The following is a 20,101-nucleotide window of genomic DNA, read 5'->3' as shown; positions in this document are numbered from 1 at the left end:
CTTGTGTTCTCAAAGCCTTCGCGTAGCCGTCGAGCGGCCGACGCATAGAACGCTCGTGACCGCGAGAATGGCACCGACCTGGAGTGCCTTCGCGATGAGGGCCAAAGGAACGCCTAGGACCGCCTCGTCGGACGTGAAGTAGCCACCGGCGTCCCAGGGGGCTTTGCGTACCACCATGGCCTTCGACGCCGTCTCGATCCGTTCCTCCTTCTCGAGGGACCCGATGAGCGAATAGCGGGTATTCGCCACCGCCGTCGTCGGGTGCGCCCTCAGAATGTACGTGCCCGCGTCGAGGTCGCCTTCCAGCGTGCCGTCCACCGCGTCCGCCGTCGTTGGGCCGTAGGGGCCGCTGACGCCGGCCGGTGACTCCAAATAGACGTAGTAGTCCGCTGCGGGGTCGCTCCATGTGAAGCGCCAACTCATGCGCTTCGCGCCCTCGGGCACCACTATCGGGACCGTGATGTCGTTTCCGTCCGTGGCCACGACCTGCGCGCCGGACAATTCGAAGCCTAAGGCACTCGTGAACGCACCTTCCGCCCGGATCGGCACCTCGACGCGCCGCGTCCCGTATTCGCCGGCAAGCGACGCCGCAAACGACATTGCGGAGCCGGCGTCGATGAGGCCTGCCCCGGTCTCGGAGTCTCGCCCCGCCGCTCCAACGTCTCGAGCGCTTGCCTCGATGATCTCCGACACTTCCGACGCGCTCAAGGCCGGGTGCTTGGACATGATGATGGCCGCGACCCCTGCCACGTGCGGGGCCGCCATGCTGGTCCCGCTCATGGCGACGTAACAGGCCGATTCGCCGTCGCAGCCGGCACCGCGGCTCGTCTTCGCGGAGAAGACGGCCGTCCCGGGTGCAAGGAGGTCGGGCTTTTCCCAGGGAAGCCTGTTTCCGGCGGCGTCAAGGACGGGCCCGTGGGAACTGTACTCCTCGGGTCGCCCATCGGAGTCGGTGGCACCCACCGTGAGCACGTCCGGGTTCATCGCTTCGATGGTGAGAGCCCCGCCCGCGGCACCGCGGTTCCCGGCCGAGAAGATGACGAGGAACCCGTCACGCACGAGTGCCGAGGACGCTCTGACCACGGGATCGTTGGCGTCGAAACGATCTGGACCGCCTTCTCGGCCCCAACTGTTCGAGACTATCCTGATGCCCTCATCGTGGCCGTGCTCGTGGATCCATTGGAAGGCGCGCAACGCATTGGTGGTGGTGAAGCTCTCGGAGATATCGAGGGAGAGAAGGCGTACCCCGGGGGCCACACCGCTCATCCGCATCGAGGTCGATTCCGCTCCCGTACCGGCGATTATGCCCGCCACGTGGGTCCCATGGCCATCGGCATCCCCCTCGGCGGGCGAGACCCCGTTGGCGCCCAATCGTAGCGACTGGACGAGCGACGCCGAAAGCCCGGGGTGCTCGGCGTCCACACCAGTGTCGACGACCGCCACGGTTACGCCCGCGCCGCGTCCTGCGTCGGAGGCCAGCGTAACGTCGAGGTCGATGGTCTCCTTGGAGCGGAAGAGGTTGGCGGCGAGCCGTTCTTCAGGCGCGACGGACACCACTCCAGGAACGAGCGCGATGTCTTCGGGCGTGCCGGCACCTGAAACGAGAACGGCTTTGGCGACCGGGAAATGCTCGACGACGTGGAAACCGAGTCCTGCGAGGCGCGACTCTTCGGCGGCGCCTGGAAGCGTCTCGAAGCCGACGATGTATACCCCACCCTCGTGGGCTTCGGCCGGTTGGAAGAGTGAGAGGCTGGAAGTGAAGATGAGGAAGACCGCGAAAATCGTCCGTCGTAGGTCCACGTCACAACTTCGGCGCGGAACAGGCATAAGATGCCGGGGGCGGCGTAGAAGGGCACCCGGAACAGGGGGAACGGGGAAGAAGGGCCCAAACGGCCCATCGGTCCGGACCACCCTGGCCCTTGGCGCCTACGGAAGCCGTCATCGCCGACCGGCTTTGCGGTCGGCGATGAGGATCAAGACGAGTCCCGGAGGTTATAAGGCGGGTCTTGGAATACGTCCCACGCTTGCAGTCACGATCAGGGGCCGCCGAAACGACGGACGACCTCGTTGGCACAGTCTACCTACGCCTCCTTTCCTCGCTCTACATCGCGACGTTCCTCATACGCGCCAGTTTCGGCATAGCCCTCGTGGCCTTGAACGCGTACATCGACGTCTCCCCGCTCACCTTCGGTCTCATAGTTTCGGCGGCGCACTTCTTCGAGCTTTTCGCGATAATCGCCGTGGGCTACGCGATAGACGTCTTCGGCCGTAGACCCATCCTGCTCATGGGCCTCCTCATAGGCGGGGCGGCGCGTCTTCTCACCCCCCTCACGACCGACATCTATGCGCTGGCCGGGATAAGCGCGCTTCATGGGGTCGCCGCTGCTTGCATCCTGATCTCGTCGCTGGCGCTACTCGCCGATTACGCCCACAAAGATCACCGCGGACGCGAGATGGGGGCCTTCGATTTCATGAACGTGTTCGGGTACGTGGCCGGCCTCGTCGCCGGGTTCCTCATGCGCGATTACATCGCCGACCCACGTGTCCCGTTCATCTTTGCGGGCGCCATCGCCATCGCCGGCTTCGCGTACGCCCACTTCAACGTGCGCGATCCCCATTGGTCGGCCGCGACCAAGCGCACGCTGCCGCTGGATGAGATGGTCCGCATCGCGAGGCTGCCGCGCGCCGCAAGCGTCATCCTCCCATGGTTTCTCGTGTTCGTCCTCATCAGCGGCACGCTCACGTTCTTCCCACGGGCGACGGCGACTTTGCCTAGTCTTTCCGGGTCGATGGTCGCCGTCTACACCCTCGTCGGGGGCGGCCTTTTCCTTGCGACACAAGTATTTTTCGGGCGGTTGTCCGATTCCCACGGGCGCACCCCCGTCATGCTCCTCGGTGCGTCAGGATTCCTGGTCTTCGTCGCGGTCATCGCTTATGCTTTCATGACCGCGCCGAGCACCGACCCCGAGATCATCCTCAGGCACACGTCCGCGTTCCAGGTGCTCCTTGCACCGGCGGGCCTCGTGGCGCTCGCTTTTGGCCCGAGTGCGCTTGCAAGCCTTGCCGATTTCGCTCAAGAGCATCCGAAGGGCCTCACGATGGCCCTTTACAGTGTCGTCGTCACGAGTGGGAGCATCCTCGGTCCCCCGTTGGTCGGCTACGTGAGCGAGGCGTTCGGCACACCGGGCGTCGTCGTGGTGCTTTGCACGATCGCCGTGACGTTGTTCGCCCTCGTCTTGAGAAAGCACGTGGACGAGACGAGGAAACCGGCCCCCCTCGCGTAGTGGATGTTACGCCGAGGGGGCGAGGTCGGCTGCGCTTTGTCCTGGTAGGCGACGATTTCCAACGCGCCAAGGGGCTCGTAGCTTCAGGTCCGGCGGCGGCTTGTGATGGACGCGGCGATGGCGAAGGCGACCACGATGATCTCGGGCGTCAGGGGGATCCTCCCGCCTCCTCCTTGGGATACGAAGAGCGTCACGTTCACCGGCTCCGATACGAGGTTGCCGTCGGAGGCCCGCGCCTGTAGGACATGCACGCCTTGGGCGATGGTCGCGGTGTCCCATTTCGCTAGCCAAGTCGCGGTCCCGTTCGCCCTTCGCCATAGGCCCGAATCTATCCGCCACTCGACGAAGCGCACCTGTGTCGGTGAGTCTGGATCCGTTGCGCGGCCGATGACGTCCACCACGCCCGTGACGGTGTCGCCTTGGATGGGGAATTCCACGGTCACGTTCGGAGGGTTGTTCACGGTGGCCGTCCTCAGGGCGATGATGTCGCCCCCGGCCGTCGAGGCGTAGAGGTGCCCGTAGGCGGCGGCAGGCGAGGTCGGCGCCGTGCCCACGTTGTACTGCCACACGAGGCTTCCGTCCGAGCCGTCGAGCGCCACGAGTTTCGATTCCGACGTGCCAAACACCAGTGTCGAGCCGTCCGTGGTCATGGGGGTGACCGGCAATGGGTCCATCGTCACCTTCCACTTCTCGGTCCCGTTCTTGGCGAATACCGAGTACGCGTACCCTTCGCGCCGCACCGACGCCGTGAACGCCACGGCGTCGCCGGACACCGCGGGCGGCCCCGTGAGCGTCTCCTGGACGGGCGTCTCAAGGAACCAGGTCTCCGTGCCGTTCACGGTGTGCTGCACCGTCAAGAAACCGTTCGGTGCGACGACGTAGACCTTCTTCCCGGCGACGGCCGCGCCCGACCTTCCGACCCCTACGAGTTGCGTCTTCCAGATGAAGACGCCATCTTGCGTGCCGTAGGCGAGGGTCGTCCCGTCGAGGCGAACGACGAGAAGGAACAGGCCTTCGGCCGCGAGGCGGCCCGCGGGCTTTCCGCCGAGTTCGACCGTCCAGCGGGAGGTGCCTTTCTCGAGGTCTATCGCGTAGATCTTTTCCGTCTGCGTCGAAGCGACGTACACGGCTGCGTTATGGATGAGAGGCGACGTGGGGTCTTCGCCCGTGTCGATGGCCCAAAGTGGAGCTCCCGTGGCGGCGTGAAGCGCGTAAAGCCGACCCGTCTTCGCTGCGACGACAAGCGTGTCCTTGGCGTAACCAGGCGCGCCCGCGATCGGTTCCGGGAGGATCTTCCGCCACTTCGTCTCGCCCGTCATCGCATCGAGCGCCACGACCTCGCCTTCCGCCGACGCGCCGAAGACAGTCCGGTTGCCGACGACCAAGGGGTACGCGGCGCCGGTCACGTTCGCCTTCCACGCGGTCTCTATGAAGGTCGGGATGGGTTCGAGGGCAAGGCGATTGCCACCGACGCCGCCATGTTCGAAGGGCCAACCTTCAGCCGAGGACCCGGGTTGTGCGGCCGATGGCGGGACGAGGGACGCGCTAACAAGCACGAACGCGATGAGCGCGGTACTTGCTGAGGGAAAACGTGGCCGTCGCCGGGAAGCGGACCTCATCGTTTCGTGCCCTGGCCTGCGTTTCCAGCCTGCCCCGTGAAACGGTAGAACACCCGGCCGTCCGCGAGATTGATTATCTTGAGACGCACCTTGTCGCCGATCCTCATCTCGCCCGCTTGGACGCCGTCGATACGCGTGAGAAGACGCAGTGGGCGCCACTGCGTGTCGAGGTCGACGAGCGCGATGACGAACGGGATGTCCGCCTCCATCCCGAGCGGGGGCCCTCGTACCATCGCAGTGAACGCGTAGACGGTTCCTTCCGTGGGCAGTTCGACCCATTCCAGGTCCTCCGACAGGCACTTGCTGCAGACGGCGCGCGGTTGCCAGAGGAGTTCGCCGCACGCCTTGCACCGCGTGGTCGTGAATCGGCCCTCGCGCAGATGCTTGAAGAATGGGTGGATGCGCGTGTGCTCCTCCGATTGGAGCGGGTAGAAGTCGAGGAGGTAAGGCACGTCGATCTGGCCGCGAGGCGCGAGACTTTCCCGAAACACGGCCACCGGGCCCGTGGGCGTCGGGCTCATTTTGGGCGCCTCCCGTAGATGAGGATGCTATGCGCGTTGGCGCTTCCGGAGAGGTTGTGGGCGAGGGCGAGGTCTCCCTCGACCTGCCTTTTTGGGGGGACCTTCTTTTGGAACTGCCACAATATCTCGACCGCTTGGGAAACGCCCGTCGCGCCGAGCGGATGGCCCATGCCAAGAAGACCTCCTCGCGTGTTCACGACGGGGCGGCCTCCGATGTCCGTCTGGCCGGACGCGATATGGGCGCCTCCTTTGCCCTTTTCACAGAAGCCGAGGTCTTCGGTGACGATTATCTCGCTGATCGTGAAACAGTCATGCACCTCGGCGAAGTCGATGTCGCGCGAACGTATCCCGGCGCTTCGGTACGCTTCCTTCGCCGCCCATTTGAGAGGCGTCCACGTCGTGAGGCTTTCCATGTTGGAGAGGTTGTGGCCTTGGCTGGCCTGACCCGTCCCGTGGATGTACATCGGCGTGTCCGTGAACTCGCGCGCCCGCTCCGCGCTCGTGAGGATGAGTCCGGCCGCCCCGTCGGTTATCCCCGAGCAGTCGAGCAGCCGTAGCGGCGGCGAGATCTCGACGCTTTTCTCGACCTGCTCTTTCGTGAAGGTCTTCGCAAAATGCGCGTTCGGGTTGGTCGCAGCGAACCTTCCTGCCTTGAGCCTCACTTCCGTGAGGTGCTCTCGCGTCGTCCCGTACTCGTGCATGTGCCGCTGCGCGCATAGGGCGAAGAACGGCGGCGCCGACGCGCCGTGGACCCCGTCCCATTCGCGGTCGAGGACGCACGCCATCGACGATTGGAGTTCGGGGAGGTTCGGGATGTTCATCTTCTCCACACCGACGACCATCGCGACGTCGGATAGACCCATGGCGATGGACATCCACGCTGCCCTGATCGCGGACTGGCCGGATGCGCAGGCGAGTTCGTGGCGTTGGAGCACGCGCGTCGGGGTTATGCCGAGTTGCTCGGCGGCGAGCGGAGCGACGTGCGATTGGAACGCGAAACGCTCGGGCTCGGCGGCGCCCACGAAGAGGCTGTCCACCATGCGGGGCGTGAGGTTACGCACTGAGGCGAACGTGGCCTTTCCAGCCTCTTGGACGAGCTCCTTCCAAGTGGCCTTGCGCACACCGAACTTCGTGTGGCCTCCTCCGACTATCGCGACTTGGCGCATCTTCAGTGGGTATTGTGGGACGGAGGATAAATAGGGTGGGCAATCCGGCTGGCCCCTTTTTGGCCGCAACCTCGGCCGTCGGCTACCTGGGACTCCGAAAGACTGTAGGACACTTCTCCCGAGGGGTAGCCTTCTTCGTGCCTTCACCACGCGACGGCCACGTCGACGACCGCCGCGTTCTGCGGCCCGCCGCCGATCTTCAACGTGCCTTGTTTGCGTCCTTTTTCCCAGAGTTTCAACGTCTTGAGCACATCGTCCGCGCAATACCTCACGACGAGGCGCCTCGATTCGGGATCGCCCGACTTCCACAAGACCGGCGCCAACGCCGCATCGAGCAGTTTCGACTCAGAGAGATTGAGTTGCGAGAGAAGCTGGAGGCTCGGCCTCCACCCGAGTTTCTCGTAAAGGATGGCCATCGTATCCACGATGCGGGCCTTTCCGGGAAGATATTCGTCGACGTCGGGAATGAGCCCTCGCGACCTCCATTCGCCTGCGATGACCGTCCAGTCGAAGCGAAGGATGTTGTGTCCGATGACCGCGCATCCATTCTCCCGGCACTGTTCGAGTAGACTAAACAGTGATTCGAGGGGCTCCCCCAGCTCGGTGTCGGCGCTGAAGACCCGAAGCGAGTCCGCCCCAAGATCATAAAGGACGCATACGGCGACGCGCATCTTCGCGATGTCGTCCCAACCGCCGGGAAGGTCCGAAGACAAGTACAGGGTTTCGACATCGAGGACGTGCGTCCCCATCGCGTGGCCATCCGCGTGCGGGTGGAGAATAGAGGCCGGTGGCGCCGACACGGAAGTAGAGGCGCTTGGCCGTCCTTCTCGGGGAGACGGTCCACCGGGACCAGTGGCGGAAACGGCGGACGCCGTTGCCGTCGGGATGTCCGCGCCCGGAAGGGAAGGCTCCCTGGAATGAGCGTTCACGGGAGAGAGAAGCTACTTAACCACCATGAAACCTTTGTGCCAACGCCGTCGAACGCGGCCGTGTGTTAAGAGATGACAGCGATAGTTACGTCGTGGAACTCGGTGCCTTTCCAAAAGACGCCGGCAGGCCTCAAGGAGAAATCAGTGGAGCTCGAAGACCGCGTCATGCGCCTCGTCGAATTCCCGGCTGGCTGGAGAGAGCCCGAGATGTGCAGACGCGGCCACTTGGGGTACGTGATCACCGGGACCATGGAGCTTCGGGTGGGAGGGCACAATGTACGCCTGAAACCCGGCGATGCGATCGCCATCCCGGAGGGCACTAGTCATCTCGCGGTCACGGGCACTCAAAGCTGCCTCGCGCTGATTTATCAACGTAAGGGCGAGAATCCGCCGCCGAGCACCGCGACGAGCCTTTAGTTTCCTGGAGCGCACGGGAAACGCCCAATGGACTCCGCGCCGCCGACCGGACCTACAGGGGAAGCGTCTTCACTTGTTGGACCACGGCGCCCCCGACCTCTCCCGTCTTCGCCGAGCCGCCGAGGTCGTAGGTCAACGTCTTCCCCTCGGCCGCCACGGCGGCGACAGCTTGTTCAAGGAGGCGCGCGCCTTGTACCATCTTCGCGTCATTGTGCCGCTTCCCAAGCCATTCAAGCATCATCGACGATGCGAGGATCGTCGCCATAGGGTTCACTATTCCCTTTCCAGCGTGCTTCGGGCTCGACCCGTGGATGGGCTCGAACATCGCGTGATCGTCGCCGATGTTTCCCCCCGCTGCCATCCCCATGCCGCCTTGGAGCACGGAGGCGAGGTCCGTTGCGATGTCGCCGAACATGTTGGTCGTCACGGCCACGTCGTACGCTTCCGGATTTCGGATTATCCATTGGCAGAACGCGTCGATGTATGCGTAATCGCGCTCGATGCCCTGGTAGCCGGCCGCGATCTCGTCGAAGATCTCCCTGAAGAACTGTGAGCCCCGGAGCACGTTCGACTTGTCGATGCAGGTCACGCGTCGAAGACCGTCCTTCGGCGCTCCGTTTCGCGTCTTTGAAAGTTCGAACGCATACTTGATCACACGTTCTGCGCCTTTTCTTGTGATGATCGACGTGTCGGTAGTGAGCTCCGTCTTGCCACCGCGCGTAAGGTGGCCTCGGGCTGGAGTGTATTCGCCTTCGCTGTTCTCCCGGATGACGACGAAATCCACGTCCTTCGGTTCCCAGACCTGCTTGAACTTCTCGCCGATCTTGTGGCGGACCCCTGGAAACAATTTCGTGGGGCGGACGTTCGCGTACAGGTCGAGGCCGAATCGGAGGCCGAACACGATGCCGGCGCCCGCGATGTCGCCAGAGGGAAGACTTGCTCCCGGCCAGCCGACGGCGCCGAGGAGGATCGCGTCCGCCGCCTTGCAAGCGTCGAACGACCCGTCCGGCCACTCCTTGCCCGTTTTGAGGTAATACTCGCCGCCGCAGGGGAATTCCTCGTATTCGAGATTGAGGTTGAGACGCTTCGCGGCCGCGTCCATCGCTCTTCGCCCTTCGGCGACCACTTCAGGTCCGGTGCCGTCCCCGCCGAGCAGAACTATCTTGTATTTTCCCTTCGTCACGGCTTATCGCACCGGATAGTGCGCCCGCGTTTATGAGCCTATTTGCGTAAGGAGCGGGGGGCATCGGGTGGCCCCACCACCGAGGAGGGGCCGCCGATACCGTCGGCGCCGTTTCCCGATCGCCCGCGCGACGACGCTCACGGATCCATGCCCGCGAGAGCAGACCTTGCGTTCGTGAGTTCTGCCTCTATCTCGGCTTGCGCGTTGGCGAGCATGGTCCTGGCCTTTCCGACCTTGTTCACCAGTATTTCGTCGATCTTCTCGAAGCTACGCCTCACGCGCTCGACGCTCGCGGTCGCCCGTTGGATGCTTTCCACGTCGTGCGTGTTCTGGCTGCGAAGCACCGAGATCAGTGGAAGAAGCATGTCGTAGCTCACTACCTCCACGCCGATCTTTGAACAATCGGACTTCACCGAATGCCCTACGGAGTCGAATACGGGCCCGGGCACCGCTTCAAGGACCACGGGAAGCACCCCTGTGGCTTCTTTCGTGTACTTGCGGATCTTCTCGGCCTGCGAGTAGAGCCTGGCCCCGATGTCTCTTGCGAGGTCCCGGGCGACGAGTCTCGCTTCCTCGGCTCCGGCGCCGTTTTCCGAGTTCGAGCGTCCGATCGCCGCCACCAGGTCTCCGACAAGCTCCGACCCGCTCATCTTCGCATCGATGGGCAGCATGAGGCCGTTTGGCATCCGGACGATGAAGTCCACCGTGCCCCCGCCGAGGGGGTATTGGCGCTCCCAGAGATCGGTCGGAAGTCGCGACAGCACCGCCTCGACGGCAGCCTCGCCAATCTTGCCCTTGACCGTCGTGTCGGTGAACGTCGCGTGGATCTCGTCGACCTTTGACGCCATGGCCGGCAACGCACCGACGCCTATCTCCAGGGACTTCAAGGCGGCCTCGACGCGTGGCAGGGCGCCGGTCCGCTCCTGTAGAACGGCCGTCGACGTGTTCACTGCGTCGACTTTCTCGCGCACCGTCCGCATCTCCGCCTCCACGCGCGGATTGTCGCCTGCCGGAGCGCGTCTTGCCACAAGGAACGCCACCACGCCAAGGACGAGCAGGTTCAGCACCAAGAGCCCAAGCACCTCGATTTCGGCCATCGTGGATGGAAAACGCCCCTTGGAGGAAAGAGGTTCGCCCGGCCACCGAAACTATTTCCGGCTCACGACGGCAGCGGTGAGGGCAACGGAGCCGAGGGCGAAGGCGGAGAGGACGAGGAGCTCACCAGTGGCATCGGCGAAACCACCGCCTCGGACGGTGATGTCCTTCATGCCTTCGATGATGTAAGTGATCGGGAACGCGTTGGCGACCGGGCGAAGGTAATCGGGGAGCCGGTCGATTGGGACGAACACGCCGCCGAGGATGGCCTGCGGGGCGAGGACCACGGGCACGAATTGGACGACCTGGAACTCGTTCTCGGCAAGCGTCGAAAGGAAAAGGCCGATCCCCAAAGCCGTGAAAGCGCCCAAGAGCGTCAGGAGGTACGCGACGGGAAGCGCCTCGCCGACGTCCATATCGAGAAAACCGATCCCCGCCCCTATGAGGACGGTAGTTTGTACGGCCGCTAGGACGCCGAAGCTCACGAAGTAACCCGCTATGAGTTCCGAGCCCGAAAGCGGACTTGCATAGAGCCGCTCCAGGGTGCCCGCGCTACGCTCCCGAAGGAAGGAGACCGCGGTCAGCAGGTACGTGAGGAAGAAGACGAAGAGACCGACCATGACGGGCGCCACCGCCCGCGGTTGGATACCTGAATCCGGGGCCTTGAACACGGCCCCAAAAAGGGCGAAAATGAGGATCGGAGCGCCGATGACGATTCCAAGGGTCCTCTTGTCCGCGCGGACGCCGACGAGGACGCGCTTGGCGACCGCCGCCGCCCGTTCAAACCGCAGGTCGCGACCCCCCGGCCATCGAGAGGAACGCATCCTCGAGTCTCTTCGTCCCGGTGCGCGAAAGGAGTTCCGCGGGTGTTCCGTTCCCGATCAGCTTCCCCTCGCGGATGAAGAGGACCCGATCGCATCGTTCGGCCTCTTCCAAGTAGTGGGTCGTGAGGAGGATCGCGGCGCCGGCCGCCGTCATCTCCCGGAACGTGGCCCACATGTTCGCGCGAAGGTCCGGGTCGACGCCGACGGTGGGCTCGTCGAGGATGAGTAGCGACGGGGAGTGTTGGATCGCGCAAGCGAGCGACGCCCGCCTACGCATTCCGCCTGAAAGTTCGCCGATCTTGGAATCGGCCCTGTCGGCGAGCTTCACCACGTCCAAGGCCTTCGCCTCGGCTTCCTTGCGTTCGCTTCCTTTGATACCGAACACCCGTGCGAAGAAGTCGAGGTTCGCGGATACCGTGAGGTCGGGGTAAAGGGCCATGTCTTGCGGCATGTAGCCGACGCTTTCGAGGACCCGTTTTCGGCCTTGGGGCATGGGTCGGCCGAGGACCGACACTTCACCACGGTCGGCTTTTTCAATCCCAAGGATGCATCGGATGGCCGTGGTCTTTCCAGACCCGTTCGGGCCGACGAGGCCCATTATCGTCCCTGGCTCCAACGTGAGGTCGACGCCTGCGAGGGCGACGATGCGCTTGTAGGACTTCGCGAGGCCCTTCACGTCGATGGCAGCGCCCATCGGCGGGAGACCCGTCGTCGGCCCCTTAATCCTGCCGGAACAGGGTCCACGTGGCTGGGAAATCTCGGGAAGCGGCGGCTTTGAGGAGTCTTGCCGCGTGACTTCCGGGAAACGTCTCTTCGGGTGGCAATGGTGGTTTCCGCCTTGGTCGGACCCGTTTGCCACTTAAGGCCTCATGGAAAACCGTTTTACCGAAACGCGTCATAGGCCGGTTGGATGCGGATAATCGTAGCGGTGACCGGAGCATCCGGCGTAGTGATCGGAAAACGCCTCCTTGAGGAACTCAATGCGCGGGGCCACGAGACGCATGCGATCGTGACGGAGGGCGCCCAGGTCACGGCCAAGTACGAGCTTGGCGGCGATGCGGTGTTTCCCGCGACGAAAAGCTACGGCGAAAAGCAGATGGATGCGGGCATCTCGTCGAGTTCGTTCCCCGTCGATGCGATGGTGATAGCCCCATGCTCGCTCAAGACCCTCGCGGCCGTGGCCCACGGACTCGCCGACACGCTCGTATCCCGTTCCGCGGAGAACATGTTGAAGATGAGACGACCGCTCGTCCTCGTCCCGCGTGAGACCCCGTTGTCGCTCACGGCAGTCGAGAACCTCCGTTCGGTGCTTCTTGCGGGCGCAATGGTGGTCCCGCCGATGGTCGGTTACTACGCCGACCCGAAAAGCGTCGACGAGGTCACGGATTTCTTCGTGGGGAAGATCCTCGATTGCCTTAGGATCGAGCACGATCTGTACAGGCGATGGAAGTGAGGACCGACGGCGGATCCCCCGAAGGGCAAGCACGACCCGGAACCCGTTTGCGGGCCGTGATCTTCGACTTCGACGGGGTCTTGATCGACAGCATGACCCAACATTGGCGGGCATATCATGCCACCCTCATGCCGTTCGGCATAGACCTTCCCCGAGACGAGATCTTTCGAAGAGAAGGCGGGCGCTCGACCACTATCATCCGGGATATCCTTGAAAAGTCGGGCCAGCGGGTCTCTGACGCGCAAGTGACAATGCTCGCGGCGGAGAAGAACCGTTTGTTCCGCTCCTACGGCGCGCCACGGCTTTCGGCCGGGGCGGAGGAGTTGGTGGCTTTTGTGAAGGGGCGAGGCGTCAAGGTCGGCTTGGCCACCGGGACGACCATGGAGAACCTTCGATTCCTGATGCCGGGGACGATCCACTTTTTCGATGCGATCTACAGCGCCGACGACAAGGGGCCCGAAAAACCCGACCCGGCGCCTTACCTCGAGACCGCGAAGCGCCTCGGCGTCGCGCCCAATGAGTGTCTCGTCGTCGAGAACGCGCCGTATGGCGTCCAATCGGCCCTCGCGGCCGGTTGCAAGACGATCGCGGTGGCGACCACCGTGGAGCCCCACGCGCTCTCCGGCGCGTCGAGCGTCTATCGCAACCTTCAGGAGGTCCGGGCGGCTTTGGAGAAGTTGATTTGAACCAGAAAACCGCGGTGGCAGGGGCGAACATCGCTCTTCTCAAGTACTGGGGCCGCACCGACGCCAAGTTGAACCTCCCGGCGAACGGTTCGGTCTCCCTGACGCTTGACAACCTCCTCACGAGGACCACCGTCGAATTCGACCCGGCGTCGAAAGGTGACTCCTTGACGCTTGACGGCAAGGCTCAGACCGGTGAGGTCCTCGCCCGCGTCACTCGCTTTCTCGACCACGTGAGGAAACGGACGGGACGCAGCGATGCGGCGCGCGTCGCCTCCGTGAACGCGTTTCCGGCCGGGGCGGGCCTCGCTTCGTCGGCGAGCGCTTTCGCGGCCCTCGCAGCGGCGAGTTTCGACGCGGCGGGCACCAAGGTGTCCGCGAAGGAATTGTCGACGTTCGCAAGGCTCGGCTCGGGAAGCGCCTCGCGAAGTGTTTTCGGCGGCTACGTGGAGTGGCTTCCCGGGGCGCGTCACGAAGACTCCTACGCTCGCCAGATAGCTGCCCCCGGGCACCTAGCGCTTCACGACGTGGCTTGCATCTTCTCGGGCGAGAAGAAGAAGGTAGGAAGCCTAGAAGGGCACGAATTGGCGGATCGCAGTCCGATCCACGGGACGCGCCTAAAGTGGGTGAACGATGCCTTGCCGAGGATGAAGGAAGCGATCCTCACGAAGGACCTGGGATCGATCGGCGACCTCGCCGAGCGCGACGCGCTCTTCATGCACTCCGTGATGATGACCTCCGACCCCTCGGTCCTCTACTGGACGGGGGAGACGGTGCGCGGCATCCGTGACGTTCGAAGTTGGCGAGACGAGGGGATACCGGTCTGGTTCACCATTGACGCGGGCCCGAACCTTCACCTTCTCACGCCCGCCGAACACGCGCCGGACGTCGTGAGAAGGGCGAGGACGACATGGGGCCTTTCCAAGGAGCAAGTCATCGACAGCGCGCCGGGGGAAGGTGTTCGAGCGGTGGAAGACCACCTATTCTGAAGCGCGAGGCTTTCGTCGCCGGTCCGGCGCCTTGGCATACGTGGCTTCCTTGGCATCCACTTGGAAGGCCCAGAGGGGTGCCTGTCCGGCGGGACGCGCCGACCCGCGTTTTCCCAGGAGGTCGCGCCAGGCGAGCTCCTTCCATTCGAGTTTGAGGTCCTCAAGGAATCGTCTTGCCTTCGGCGACACCGATGCCGCGACGAGTATCCCCCGCACGTCGACGCTTCGCGCCGCTCTTTCACGTTCGACGTAACGGCGCAGTTGTTCGACCTCCTTTAGGCCCGCGGCCCCGCGCTTCACCTCCACAATGACGCGCCTACCGCGAGAGTCCTCGGCGTAGATGTCCATGGGGCCTCTCGCGCTTCGTTTCTCGCGACGGATCATCCTGAAGCCCGGCTCCACGGCGTCGGGATTCCTCGCCAGGTATTCCTGAAGGTCGTCCTCCGTGCCCGTGATCTCGAGGTCGCTTGCGTCCCGAAGGCGAAACGAGGCGATGAGGTCCACGGATTCGAACCGCAGTCGTACGAGCTCTTTGGGGCGCGTGCGCGTCGACGTGACGACCAGCGAGGATTCCTCGACGTCCGCCTGGAAACTCGCGCCCGGTGGCTGCCAGTTCACGGGCTTGAGGCCGCTTCCAGTGTGGACGATGAGCGTGCCGTCGGGCTTGAAGAACGCGAGTCTTTCGCCAAGCTCCAAAGTGGAGTTGGCGCGGCCCTCGTAATCGATGCGGCACCTCCCCACCACTTGTACGAACGAGCGGAGAAGTTCCTTCCGGAGGAATTCCACGGACGACTCCGCGGCAGGCTTGCGAAGCACCTTAACGGTCAACGGATACCACCGACGGCCCCTGTAGATCCCCTGTCTCCGTTGTCTGCAGGCATCCGGACGGGCCCCGTGCCCCCGTGATCCAGTTTTCCCGGTCCGTCATGGCTGCCTCTTCTCTATCGCTTTCATGACGGCCGCACGCACGTCATCCGGCCTTGCCCGCCCCTTCAGCCTCTTCATGACCGTGCCCACGACGAAATTCATCGCGTTCTCCTTTCCTGCGACGAAATCGGCGACGGCCTTCGGGTTCTCCGAAACGGCGGTCGTGGTAGCCGCCTCGAGTTCCGTCGATGGGACCGTGGCTGCAAGTTCGCGTGTGAGCGGTGCGTCGAGGTCGCCCTGGTCGAGCCATTCGCGTAGGACGTTGACTGCGGCCTTTCGCGTGATCGCTCCGCCTTTGAGGGCGAAGATGAGGCGAGCGAGGCCTTCCGCTTCGAGCGGTGAATCCTGGAAGCTCCTTGACCGGTAGGCGAGTTCGGATCGGATCTCGCGGATGTAGAAATCGGGGACCAACTTGCCGTCTATCTTGAGGTTGCTGCGTAGCGCCTCGGTGAGGGCCCGGTCGGATAGGACGGCGGAGACCACTTCCATGGGTTGTCCGGTCTCGCGCACCAACCTCTCGCGCATCACGAACGGGTCCTCGGGGAGAAAAGCCAGCACCTTGTCGACGTAGGCGCTGTCGAGGGTGATGCTCGGGATGTCGGGGTCGAAGATGAACCTGTAGTCGTCCTCGGACTCCTTGACGCGTAGAGGCACCGTGGTCCCGGTCGCCTCATCGAAATGGCGTGTCTCCCGGCGTATCCGTTCGCCTCTGGCGATGAGACGCGTCTGCCGCTCGATCTCGTGTTCAAGCGCGGCCTCGACGTTGTGGGGGGAGTTGATGTTCTTGACCTCGACGCGTTCCTCGCCTACGCTCACGTTGGCGTCCGCCTTCAGGGCGGCCCCGGCCCTCGCAGCGCCTAGGTAATCGAAGACGAGGCGAAGCTCCTGGATGCAGTGCCGTGCCGCCGCCGGGGACGGGATGTCGGGCTCCGTCACGATCTCGAGAAGCGGCATCCCGGAGCGGTTGAAATCCACTTCACCCGTCTTGAGGTCGTAAGCGCCGGGGTCCTCTTCCCAATGGATCTCCCGGAGAACTGACCCGTTGAGCGTCCCCCCGACGGTGAACGGGTCGGTCGTACGTTGGTAATTCGACGGAAGGTCGGGGTAGAAGTAGTGTTTCCGGTAGACGTTGATCCTACGGTCGGCGAGGATGGTGCAGCCAAGCGTCTTTGCCACTGCGAGGCCCGTCTCGATGGCTTGGCGGTTCACGCCGAGGGGTTTGGCGCCCGGAAGCCCAAGGCACGTCGGGCACAGGTTCTCGTTGGCTTCGCCGGCACCTTCGCTCGGGCAATTGCAGAACATCTTCGACTTTGTGCGGGGATAGGCGTGGACCTCGAGGCCGATCTTCATGGAAGACCACGTCCCGGGGCCTTCGAGAGGCGTCCACGAGGCGCGCTCATCGTAGCGTCTCCCACTTCCTCATGGTCTGCAACACGAGCCGGTCGTCGCCCGGCCTGCCCATCACCTGAAGACCGGTGGGGAGTCCGTTCCCGCCAAGAGGCACGGAACCGGCGGGGCTTCCTGCGAGGTTGGCTGAGACGGTGAGGACGTCGGCCGCGTACATCTTGACCGGGTCCTCGATGCGGCTTCCAAGCTTGAAAGCGGGGAAAGGCATCGTGGGGGCGAATAGGACGTCCACCTCGGCGAGGGCCTTCGCGAAGTCGCGGCGGACGAGTCGACGGGCGTTAAGGGCAGCCGTGTACCAGGAATCCCGGTGTTCCCGCATCGTGACATATGTCCCCAGGAGGATTCGTCGTTTCACCTCGCGCCCGAAGACCGAGCGCGAAGCACCTGCCGCTTCCGAAGGGCTTTTCCCGTCGCCTCGGACACCATAACGGAATCCGTCGTAGCGCTGCATGGCGGAGGCGAACTCAGAGTACGTGAGAAGATAGTAGGCCGCAAGGCTCTTTTTCGAGGCCGGGATCGATACGTCCGTCACGATAGCGCCTTTCGAGGCGAACCGGTCCGCCGCGCTCCTCACGTTCTCCACGATCTCCGGCTCGACCCCGTCGAAGAACTCAATGGGAAGCCCTATACGGAACCCGTCGAGGTCCAAGGCGTCGAGATCCGTCGTGAAATCGGAAGCGACCGCGTCAGAGGTAATGAGGTCACGCTCGTCGCGTCCCGCCATCACGGAAAGCAACAAGGCGCAACCGTAGACGTCGGGCGCCATCGGGGCTGGGCCTTCGAGGCTCATGCACATGTCGGCAAGGCCGTAGCGCGAAACGAGACCGTACGACGGTTTCATCGCGACCACGCCGCAAAACGCCGCGGGGCAGCGCACACTTCCCCCCGTGTCGCTTCCGACCGCGATGTCGACGAGTCCACCAGCTACCGCGGCGCCGCTACCGGAGGAAGACCCGCCGGGAACACGGGTCACGTCGATGGGGTTCAAAGTCGGCCCGAAATGCGACGATTCGCCGCTCGACCCGCACGCGAATTCGTCCAAGTTAGTCTTCCCCACGATCCTGCCGCCTTCGAGGACGATCCGTTCAACGACGGTCGCATCATAAGGCGCCACGTAGTCCGACAACATCGCCGAAGCGCAAGTCATGCGCATCCCGCGCACCGCGATATTGTCCTTGACCCCGATGGCGAGCCCGGCGAGCCGCCCCATGTTGTCAGCCGGTGCCTCCAAGCGGGCGGCATCCGCGGTAGTGATGAACGCGTTCAGCCGGTCGGCGCGGGATTCGGCGAGTCTTCGCATCGCGTGCGAATTTCCCCAGGCTCTTCGCAGGTCCTCGACGAGCGCCTTCGTCTTCATCATAATCCCCGAGGCACCATCAAGCGGCGGTCCTTCTTCTTCTTGAACGTCTCCACCATCTCGTTGACGGAAGGCCGGTCCGGGCCGCGGGGGACGTCATCGCGAAAAGGCGGCGCTGGCCTCGTGGATCCCTCTTCCTCTCCCGGGGGCGTGTCCTTGACGGCGTCGAAGTGGGCGAGGATGAGCTGGGCCTCGCGTTTGAGACGTTCCACCTCATCGTCGGAAAGGCGTAGGCGCGCGATCGCGGCCACGTGCCTCACGGTGTCGGCGCTGATGGCTTCCCCCGCCTCTTCGCGTCGCGGCTTCGACACGCGTGTGGCAGGGGATTCAACGTAAAAAACCACTTCCCTCGCTTCAGCTGGAGATGTAGGGCCGCGCAAGCGTTGCGGACACCAAAGTGGACCCTTGGATGACCCGCCGCGCCGCGTGGGCCGGTGTCGTACGACCAAAAAGCCCACATGGGACAAGCGACTACGGAGGAGCGTGACGACGACCAATCCTGGGGTCTTGCTCCTCGTGGCGCTGACGCTCGTCAGCGGATGCCTCGGCGAGCCTGCGTCGGACGAGGGGCTTACGCTCGGGAAGAAGGCGCCTGACTTCGCCGTGACGACGATAGACGGGGTGGGACTTGCGAGGAGCGACACGGTCTCACGCGTTTTCGTCCTGGACATCATGGGAGTCAACTGCCCGCCGTGCCGGGAAGAGATGCCTCACCTTGTGGCGCTTCACGACGAGTTCAACGGATCCCGGGAATTCCTGCTGGTCAGCGTTGACACGGGGACGCGCTTTCCCGGCCTCGGCGCGAACAGCATCGACGAGATCCGGCAGTTCAAGTCGGAATTCGGGGCGAATTGGACGTTCGCCTACGACAACCCTAACACGGGCGTCGGCCCACGTTACCAACCGCTCGCCTTGCCGACACTCTTCATTGTCGACGCGACGGGGAAGATAATCTACAGGAACACCGGCATCACGACGCAGGAGAAGCTCTCGGAGATCGTTTCCGGGGCCCTCGGGAGGAGCCTTGGCTGACGAACTGTTCTTCTTCTGGGCCTTCGTCGCCGGTGCCCTGAGCTTCTTCTCGCCTTGTTGCATCGCGATGCTCCCGGCGTACGTCTCTTACTACCTCTCCGCCGACACGGGGCAATCGAAGCCGGCCGCCTCGAACCTCGGGGTCGCCGCATTCGTGGCGGGCGCCATCCTTTTCGCCCTTGGCATCGCCTCCTCGTTCCAGGTCCTCACCGGCGAGTCTGAACTTGGTGTCCTCCAAGTGGCGTTGCTCGGCGTCGGCGCGGTGACACTCGCGCTCGGATTACGCGGACTCGACCCGCAGGGACTTCGCCGTTCCATCGCGTTCGCGGGTGCCAACGTGCTAGGGATATTGACGATCTTCACGCTCATCGGCATCCCACTCGTCTTCCTCACGACCGGGCTTCTCACGCTCACGAACATCGGACTCGCAGTCCAAGCGGTCGGCGTGACCCTGATCCTCGCTGGGGTGGTCTCCCTCGCCGGGAGGTTCCCGTCATTCATGGCCTCGGTCGGCGCGCCTAGGGGGAAGACCCCGAAGAGCTTCTACGTATTCGGCCTCGGTTATGGTGTCGTCGCGTTGGGGTGCAACCTCCCGCTCCTCCTCGTACCCCTAGGTTCCGCGATTGCAAGCGGCGGAGCGCTCACAGGCGTCGCGACGTTCGTCTCCTACGGCTTGGGGATGGGCGCTCTCATGCTCGCGACAACCGTCTCCCTCTCGTTCGGCAAGGGCATCACGAGGGAACGGATCCGCGCTCTCCAACCGTTCTTGAGTAAGGTGACGGGTGTCGTGTTGATCGTCGTCGGGACGTACATCGTCTACTATTGGCAGACGGTGTTGGCCGGGCCCTAGGACCTCATGGTATGTATACGTACGTACACGCGGCTTTTCGCCAGAGGATGATGGTCTGCTTGGGCCAAGCCTCGGGCTTCGATGACTGCGCAGACGTTTCGTCACGTCGCCGTCGTTTGAGCTCGCGAGCGCTCCACGCGCTCGCGGGCTGCGCGGACTCCGCTCACGCTCCGTCCGCTTGCCGTCATTCGCGTCCGCTCGTGACGGCCCCGCGTGGACTCGAACCAGCGTCCATGAAGTAAACGAGAGGGGTGAATCGACAAAAGGTGGCTTCACCCCTTTTCAGTCCCAACCCGAGGCCCCCGGAAACGGGGGCCGTCTCCTCTTTTCCTGAAAGAATCGGCCCGAATTTCCAACAGTAATCG

20 protein-coding genes are annotated in these 20,101 nt (G+C 63.9%); 7 read left to right on the top strand and 13 right to left on the bottom strand.

Going from position 1 to position 20,101, the window contains the following annotated elements; translation table 11 throughout:
- Nucleotides 1-9 precede the first annotated feature (9 nt).
- Nucleotides 10-1,800: a S8 family serine peptidase gene (locus tag HY556_03675; protein ID MBI4392885.1), complete on the bottom strand. Its 1,791-nt coding sequence runs from the start codon at nucleotides 1,798-1,800 to the stop codon at nucleotides 10-12.
- 224 nt (nucleotides 1,801-2,024) lie between these two features.
- Here HY556_03675 and HY556_03670 point away from each other — a divergent pair, with 224 nt between their 5' ends.
- Nucleotides 2,025-3,284 (top strand): MFS transporter, encoded by a 1,260-nt coding sequence (locus tag HY556_03670; protein ID MBI4392884.1) that lies wholly within the window; start codon nucleotides 2,025-2,027, stop codon nucleotides 3,282-3,284.
- Between the two features lie 83 nt (nucleotides 3,285-3,367).
- Here HY556_03670 and HY556_03665 read toward each other — a convergent pair whose 3' ends face one another.
- The 4 genes from HY556_03665 to HY556_03650 form a co-directional block, all read right to left on the bottom strand.
- Nucleotides 3,368-4,840: a PQQ-binding-like beta-propeller repeat protein gene (locus HY556_03665; protein ID MBI4392883.1), complete on the bottom strand. Its 1,473-nt coding sequence runs from the start codon at nucleotides 4,838-4,840 to the stop codon at nucleotides 3,368-3,370.
- Between the two features lie 59 nt (nucleotides 4,841-4,899).
- The gene (locus HY556_03660) at nucleotides 4,900-5,424 is read right to left on the bottom strand and encodes a Zn-ribbon domain-containing OB-fold protein (protein ID MBI4392882.1); all 525 of its coding nucleotides are present in this window, start codon (nucleotides 5,422-5,424) and stop codon (nucleotides 4,900-4,902) included.
- Nucleotides 5,421-6,590 (bottom strand): 3-ketoacyl-CoA thiolase, encoded by a 1,170-nt coding sequence (locus HY556_03655; protein MBI4392881.1) that lies wholly within the window; start codon nucleotides 6,588-6,590, stop codon nucleotides 5,421-5,423. The genes HY556_03660 and HY556_03655 overlap by 4 nt, the downstream gene beginning before the upstream one ends.
- Before the next feature lie 143 nt (nucleotides 6,591-6,733).
- Nucleotides 6,734-7,339, bottom strand: coding sequence for a hypothetical protein (locus tag HY556_03650; GenBank protein MBI4392880.1), 606 nt, complete (start codon nucleotides 7,337-7,339; stop codon nucleotides 6,734-6,736).
- 252 nt (nucleotides 7,340-7,591) lie between these two features.
- Between HY556_03650 and HY556_03645 the strand changes: the two genes are divergently transcribed.
- Nucleotides 7,592-7,936, top strand: coding sequence for a cupin domain-containing protein (locus tag HY556_03645; GenBank protein ID MBI4392879.1), 345 nt, complete (start codon nucleotides 7,592-7,594; stop codon nucleotides 7,934-7,936).
- A 52-nt stretch (nucleotides 7,937-7,988) separates the two neighbouring features.
- Here the strand turns inward: HY556_03645 and HY556_03640 are convergent, their stop codons facing one another.
- The 4 genes from HY556_03640 to HY556_03625 all read right to left on the bottom strand — a co-directional run bounded on the left by HY556_03640 (nucleotide 7,989) and on the right by HY556_03625 (nucleotide 11,732).
- Nucleotides 7,989-9,119 carry an isocitrate/isopropylmalate dehydrogenase family protein gene (locus HY556_03640; GenBank protein ID MBI4392878.1) on the bottom strand — a complete coding sequence of 377 codons (1,131 nt, stop codon included), beginning with the start codon at nucleotides 9,117-9,119 and terminating at the stop codon, nucleotides 7,989-7,991.
- A gap of 137 nt (nucleotides 9,120-9,256) precedes the next feature.
- A complete protein-coding gene (gene rmuC / locus HY556_03635) occupies nucleotides 9,257-10,216 on the bottom strand; it encodes a DNA recombination protein RmuC (protein ID MBI4392877.1) in 960 nt (319 codons plus the stop codon).
- 51 nt (nucleotides 10,217-10,267) lie between these two features.
- Nucleotides 10,268-11,038, bottom strand: a complete 771-nt coding sequence (locus HY556_03630; protein ID MBI4392876.1) for an ABC transporter permease — start codon at nucleotides 11,036-11,038, stop codon at nucleotides 10,268-10,270.
- Nucleotides 10,995-11,732 (bottom strand): ABC transporter ATP-binding protein, encoded by a 738-nt coding sequence (locus tag HY556_03625; GenBank protein MBI4392875.1) that lies wholly within the window; start codon nucleotides 11,730-11,732, stop codon nucleotides 10,995-10,997. The genes HY556_03630 and HY556_03625 overlap by 44 nt, the downstream gene beginning before the upstream one ends.
- A 216-nt stretch (nucleotides 11,733-11,948) precedes the next feature.
- Here HY556_03625 and HY556_03620 point away from each other — a divergent pair, with 216 nt between their 5' ends.
- From HY556_03620 to mvaD, 3 genes are read left to right on the top strand one after another with little or no spacing between them, the layout of a single operon-like run.
- Complete coding sequence (locus HY556_03620) at nucleotides 11,949-12,491, top strand: UbiX family flavin prenyltransferase (GenBank protein ID MBI4392874.1); 543 nt, start codon at nucleotides 11,949-11,951, stop codon at nucleotides 12,489-12,491.
- Entirely contained in the window at nucleotides 12,482-13,177 is a 696-nt protein-coding gene (locus tag HY556_03615; protein MBI4392873.1) for an HAD family phosphatase, read from the top strand. The genes HY556_03620 and HY556_03615 overlap by 10 nt, the downstream gene beginning before the upstream one ends.
- Nucleotides 13,174-14,163 carry a diphosphomevalonate decarboxylase gene (gene mvaD, locus HY556_03610; GenBank protein MBI4392872.1) on the top strand — a complete coding sequence of 330 codons (990 nt, stop codon included), beginning with the start codon at nucleotides 13,174-13,176 and terminating at the stop codon, nucleotides 14,161-14,163. Before HY556_03615 ends, mvaD begins: the two co-directional genes overlap by 4 nt.
- Here mvaD and nucS read toward each other — a convergent pair.
- The 4 genes from nucS to HY556_03590 form a co-directional block, all read right to left on the bottom strand.
- Complete coding sequence (gene nucS, locus HY556_03605) at nucleotides 14,155-14,949, bottom strand: endonuclease NucS (protein MBI4392871.1); 795 nt, start codon at nucleotides 14,947-14,949, stop codon at nucleotides 14,155-14,157. The genes mvaD and nucS overlap by 9 nt on opposite strands.
- A gap of 138 nt (nucleotides 14,950-15,087) precedes the next feature.
- A complete protein-coding gene (gene gatB, locus HY556_03600) occupies nucleotides 15,088-16,440 on the bottom strand; it encodes an Asp-tRNA(Asn)/Glu-tRNA(Gln) amidotransferase subunit GatB (GenBank protein MBI4392870.1) in 1,353 nt (450 codons plus the stop codon).
- Between the two features lie 46 nt (nucleotides 16,441-16,486).
- On the bottom strand, nucleotides 16,487-17,797 hold the full coding sequence (gene gatA / locus HY556_03595; protein ID MBI4392869.1) for an Asp-tRNA(Asn)/Glu-tRNA(Gln) amidotransferase subunit GatA: 1,311 nt from the start codon (nucleotides 17,795-17,797) through the stop codon (nucleotides 16,487-16,489).
- 56 nt (nucleotides 17,798-17,853) lie between these two features.
- Entirely contained in the window at nucleotides 17,854-18,165 is a 312-nt protein-coding gene (locus tag HY556_03590) for a hypothetical protein (protein MBI4392868.1), read from the bottom strand.
- A 172-nt stretch (nucleotides 18,166-18,337) separates the two neighbouring features.
- Between HY556_03590 and HY556_03585 the strand changes: the two genes are divergently transcribed.
- The gene (locus HY556_03585) at nucleotides 18,338-18,886 is read left to right on the top strand and encodes a TlpA family protein disulfide reductase (GenBank protein MBI4392867.1); all 549 of its coding nucleotides are present in this window, start codon (nucleotides 18,338-18,340) and stop codon (nucleotides 18,884-18,886) included.
- Nucleotides 18,879-19,736, top strand: coding sequence for a hypothetical protein (locus tag HY556_03580; protein MBI4392866.1), 858 nt, complete (start codon nucleotides 18,879-18,881; stop codon nucleotides 19,734-19,736). Before HY556_03585 ends, HY556_03580 begins: the two co-directional genes overlap by 8 nt.
- Nucleotides 19,737-20,101: the final 365 nt, after the last annotated feature.

The sequence above is a fragment of the Euryarchaeota archaeon genome (genome assembly GCA_016207515.1).
Classification (GTDB): Archaea; Thermoplasmatota; SW-10-69-26; order JACQPN01; family JACQPN01; genus JACQPN01.
The sequence above is the reverse complement of the archived record's forward strand: the minus strand, read 5'-3'. Positions and strand labels throughout refer to the sequence as shown.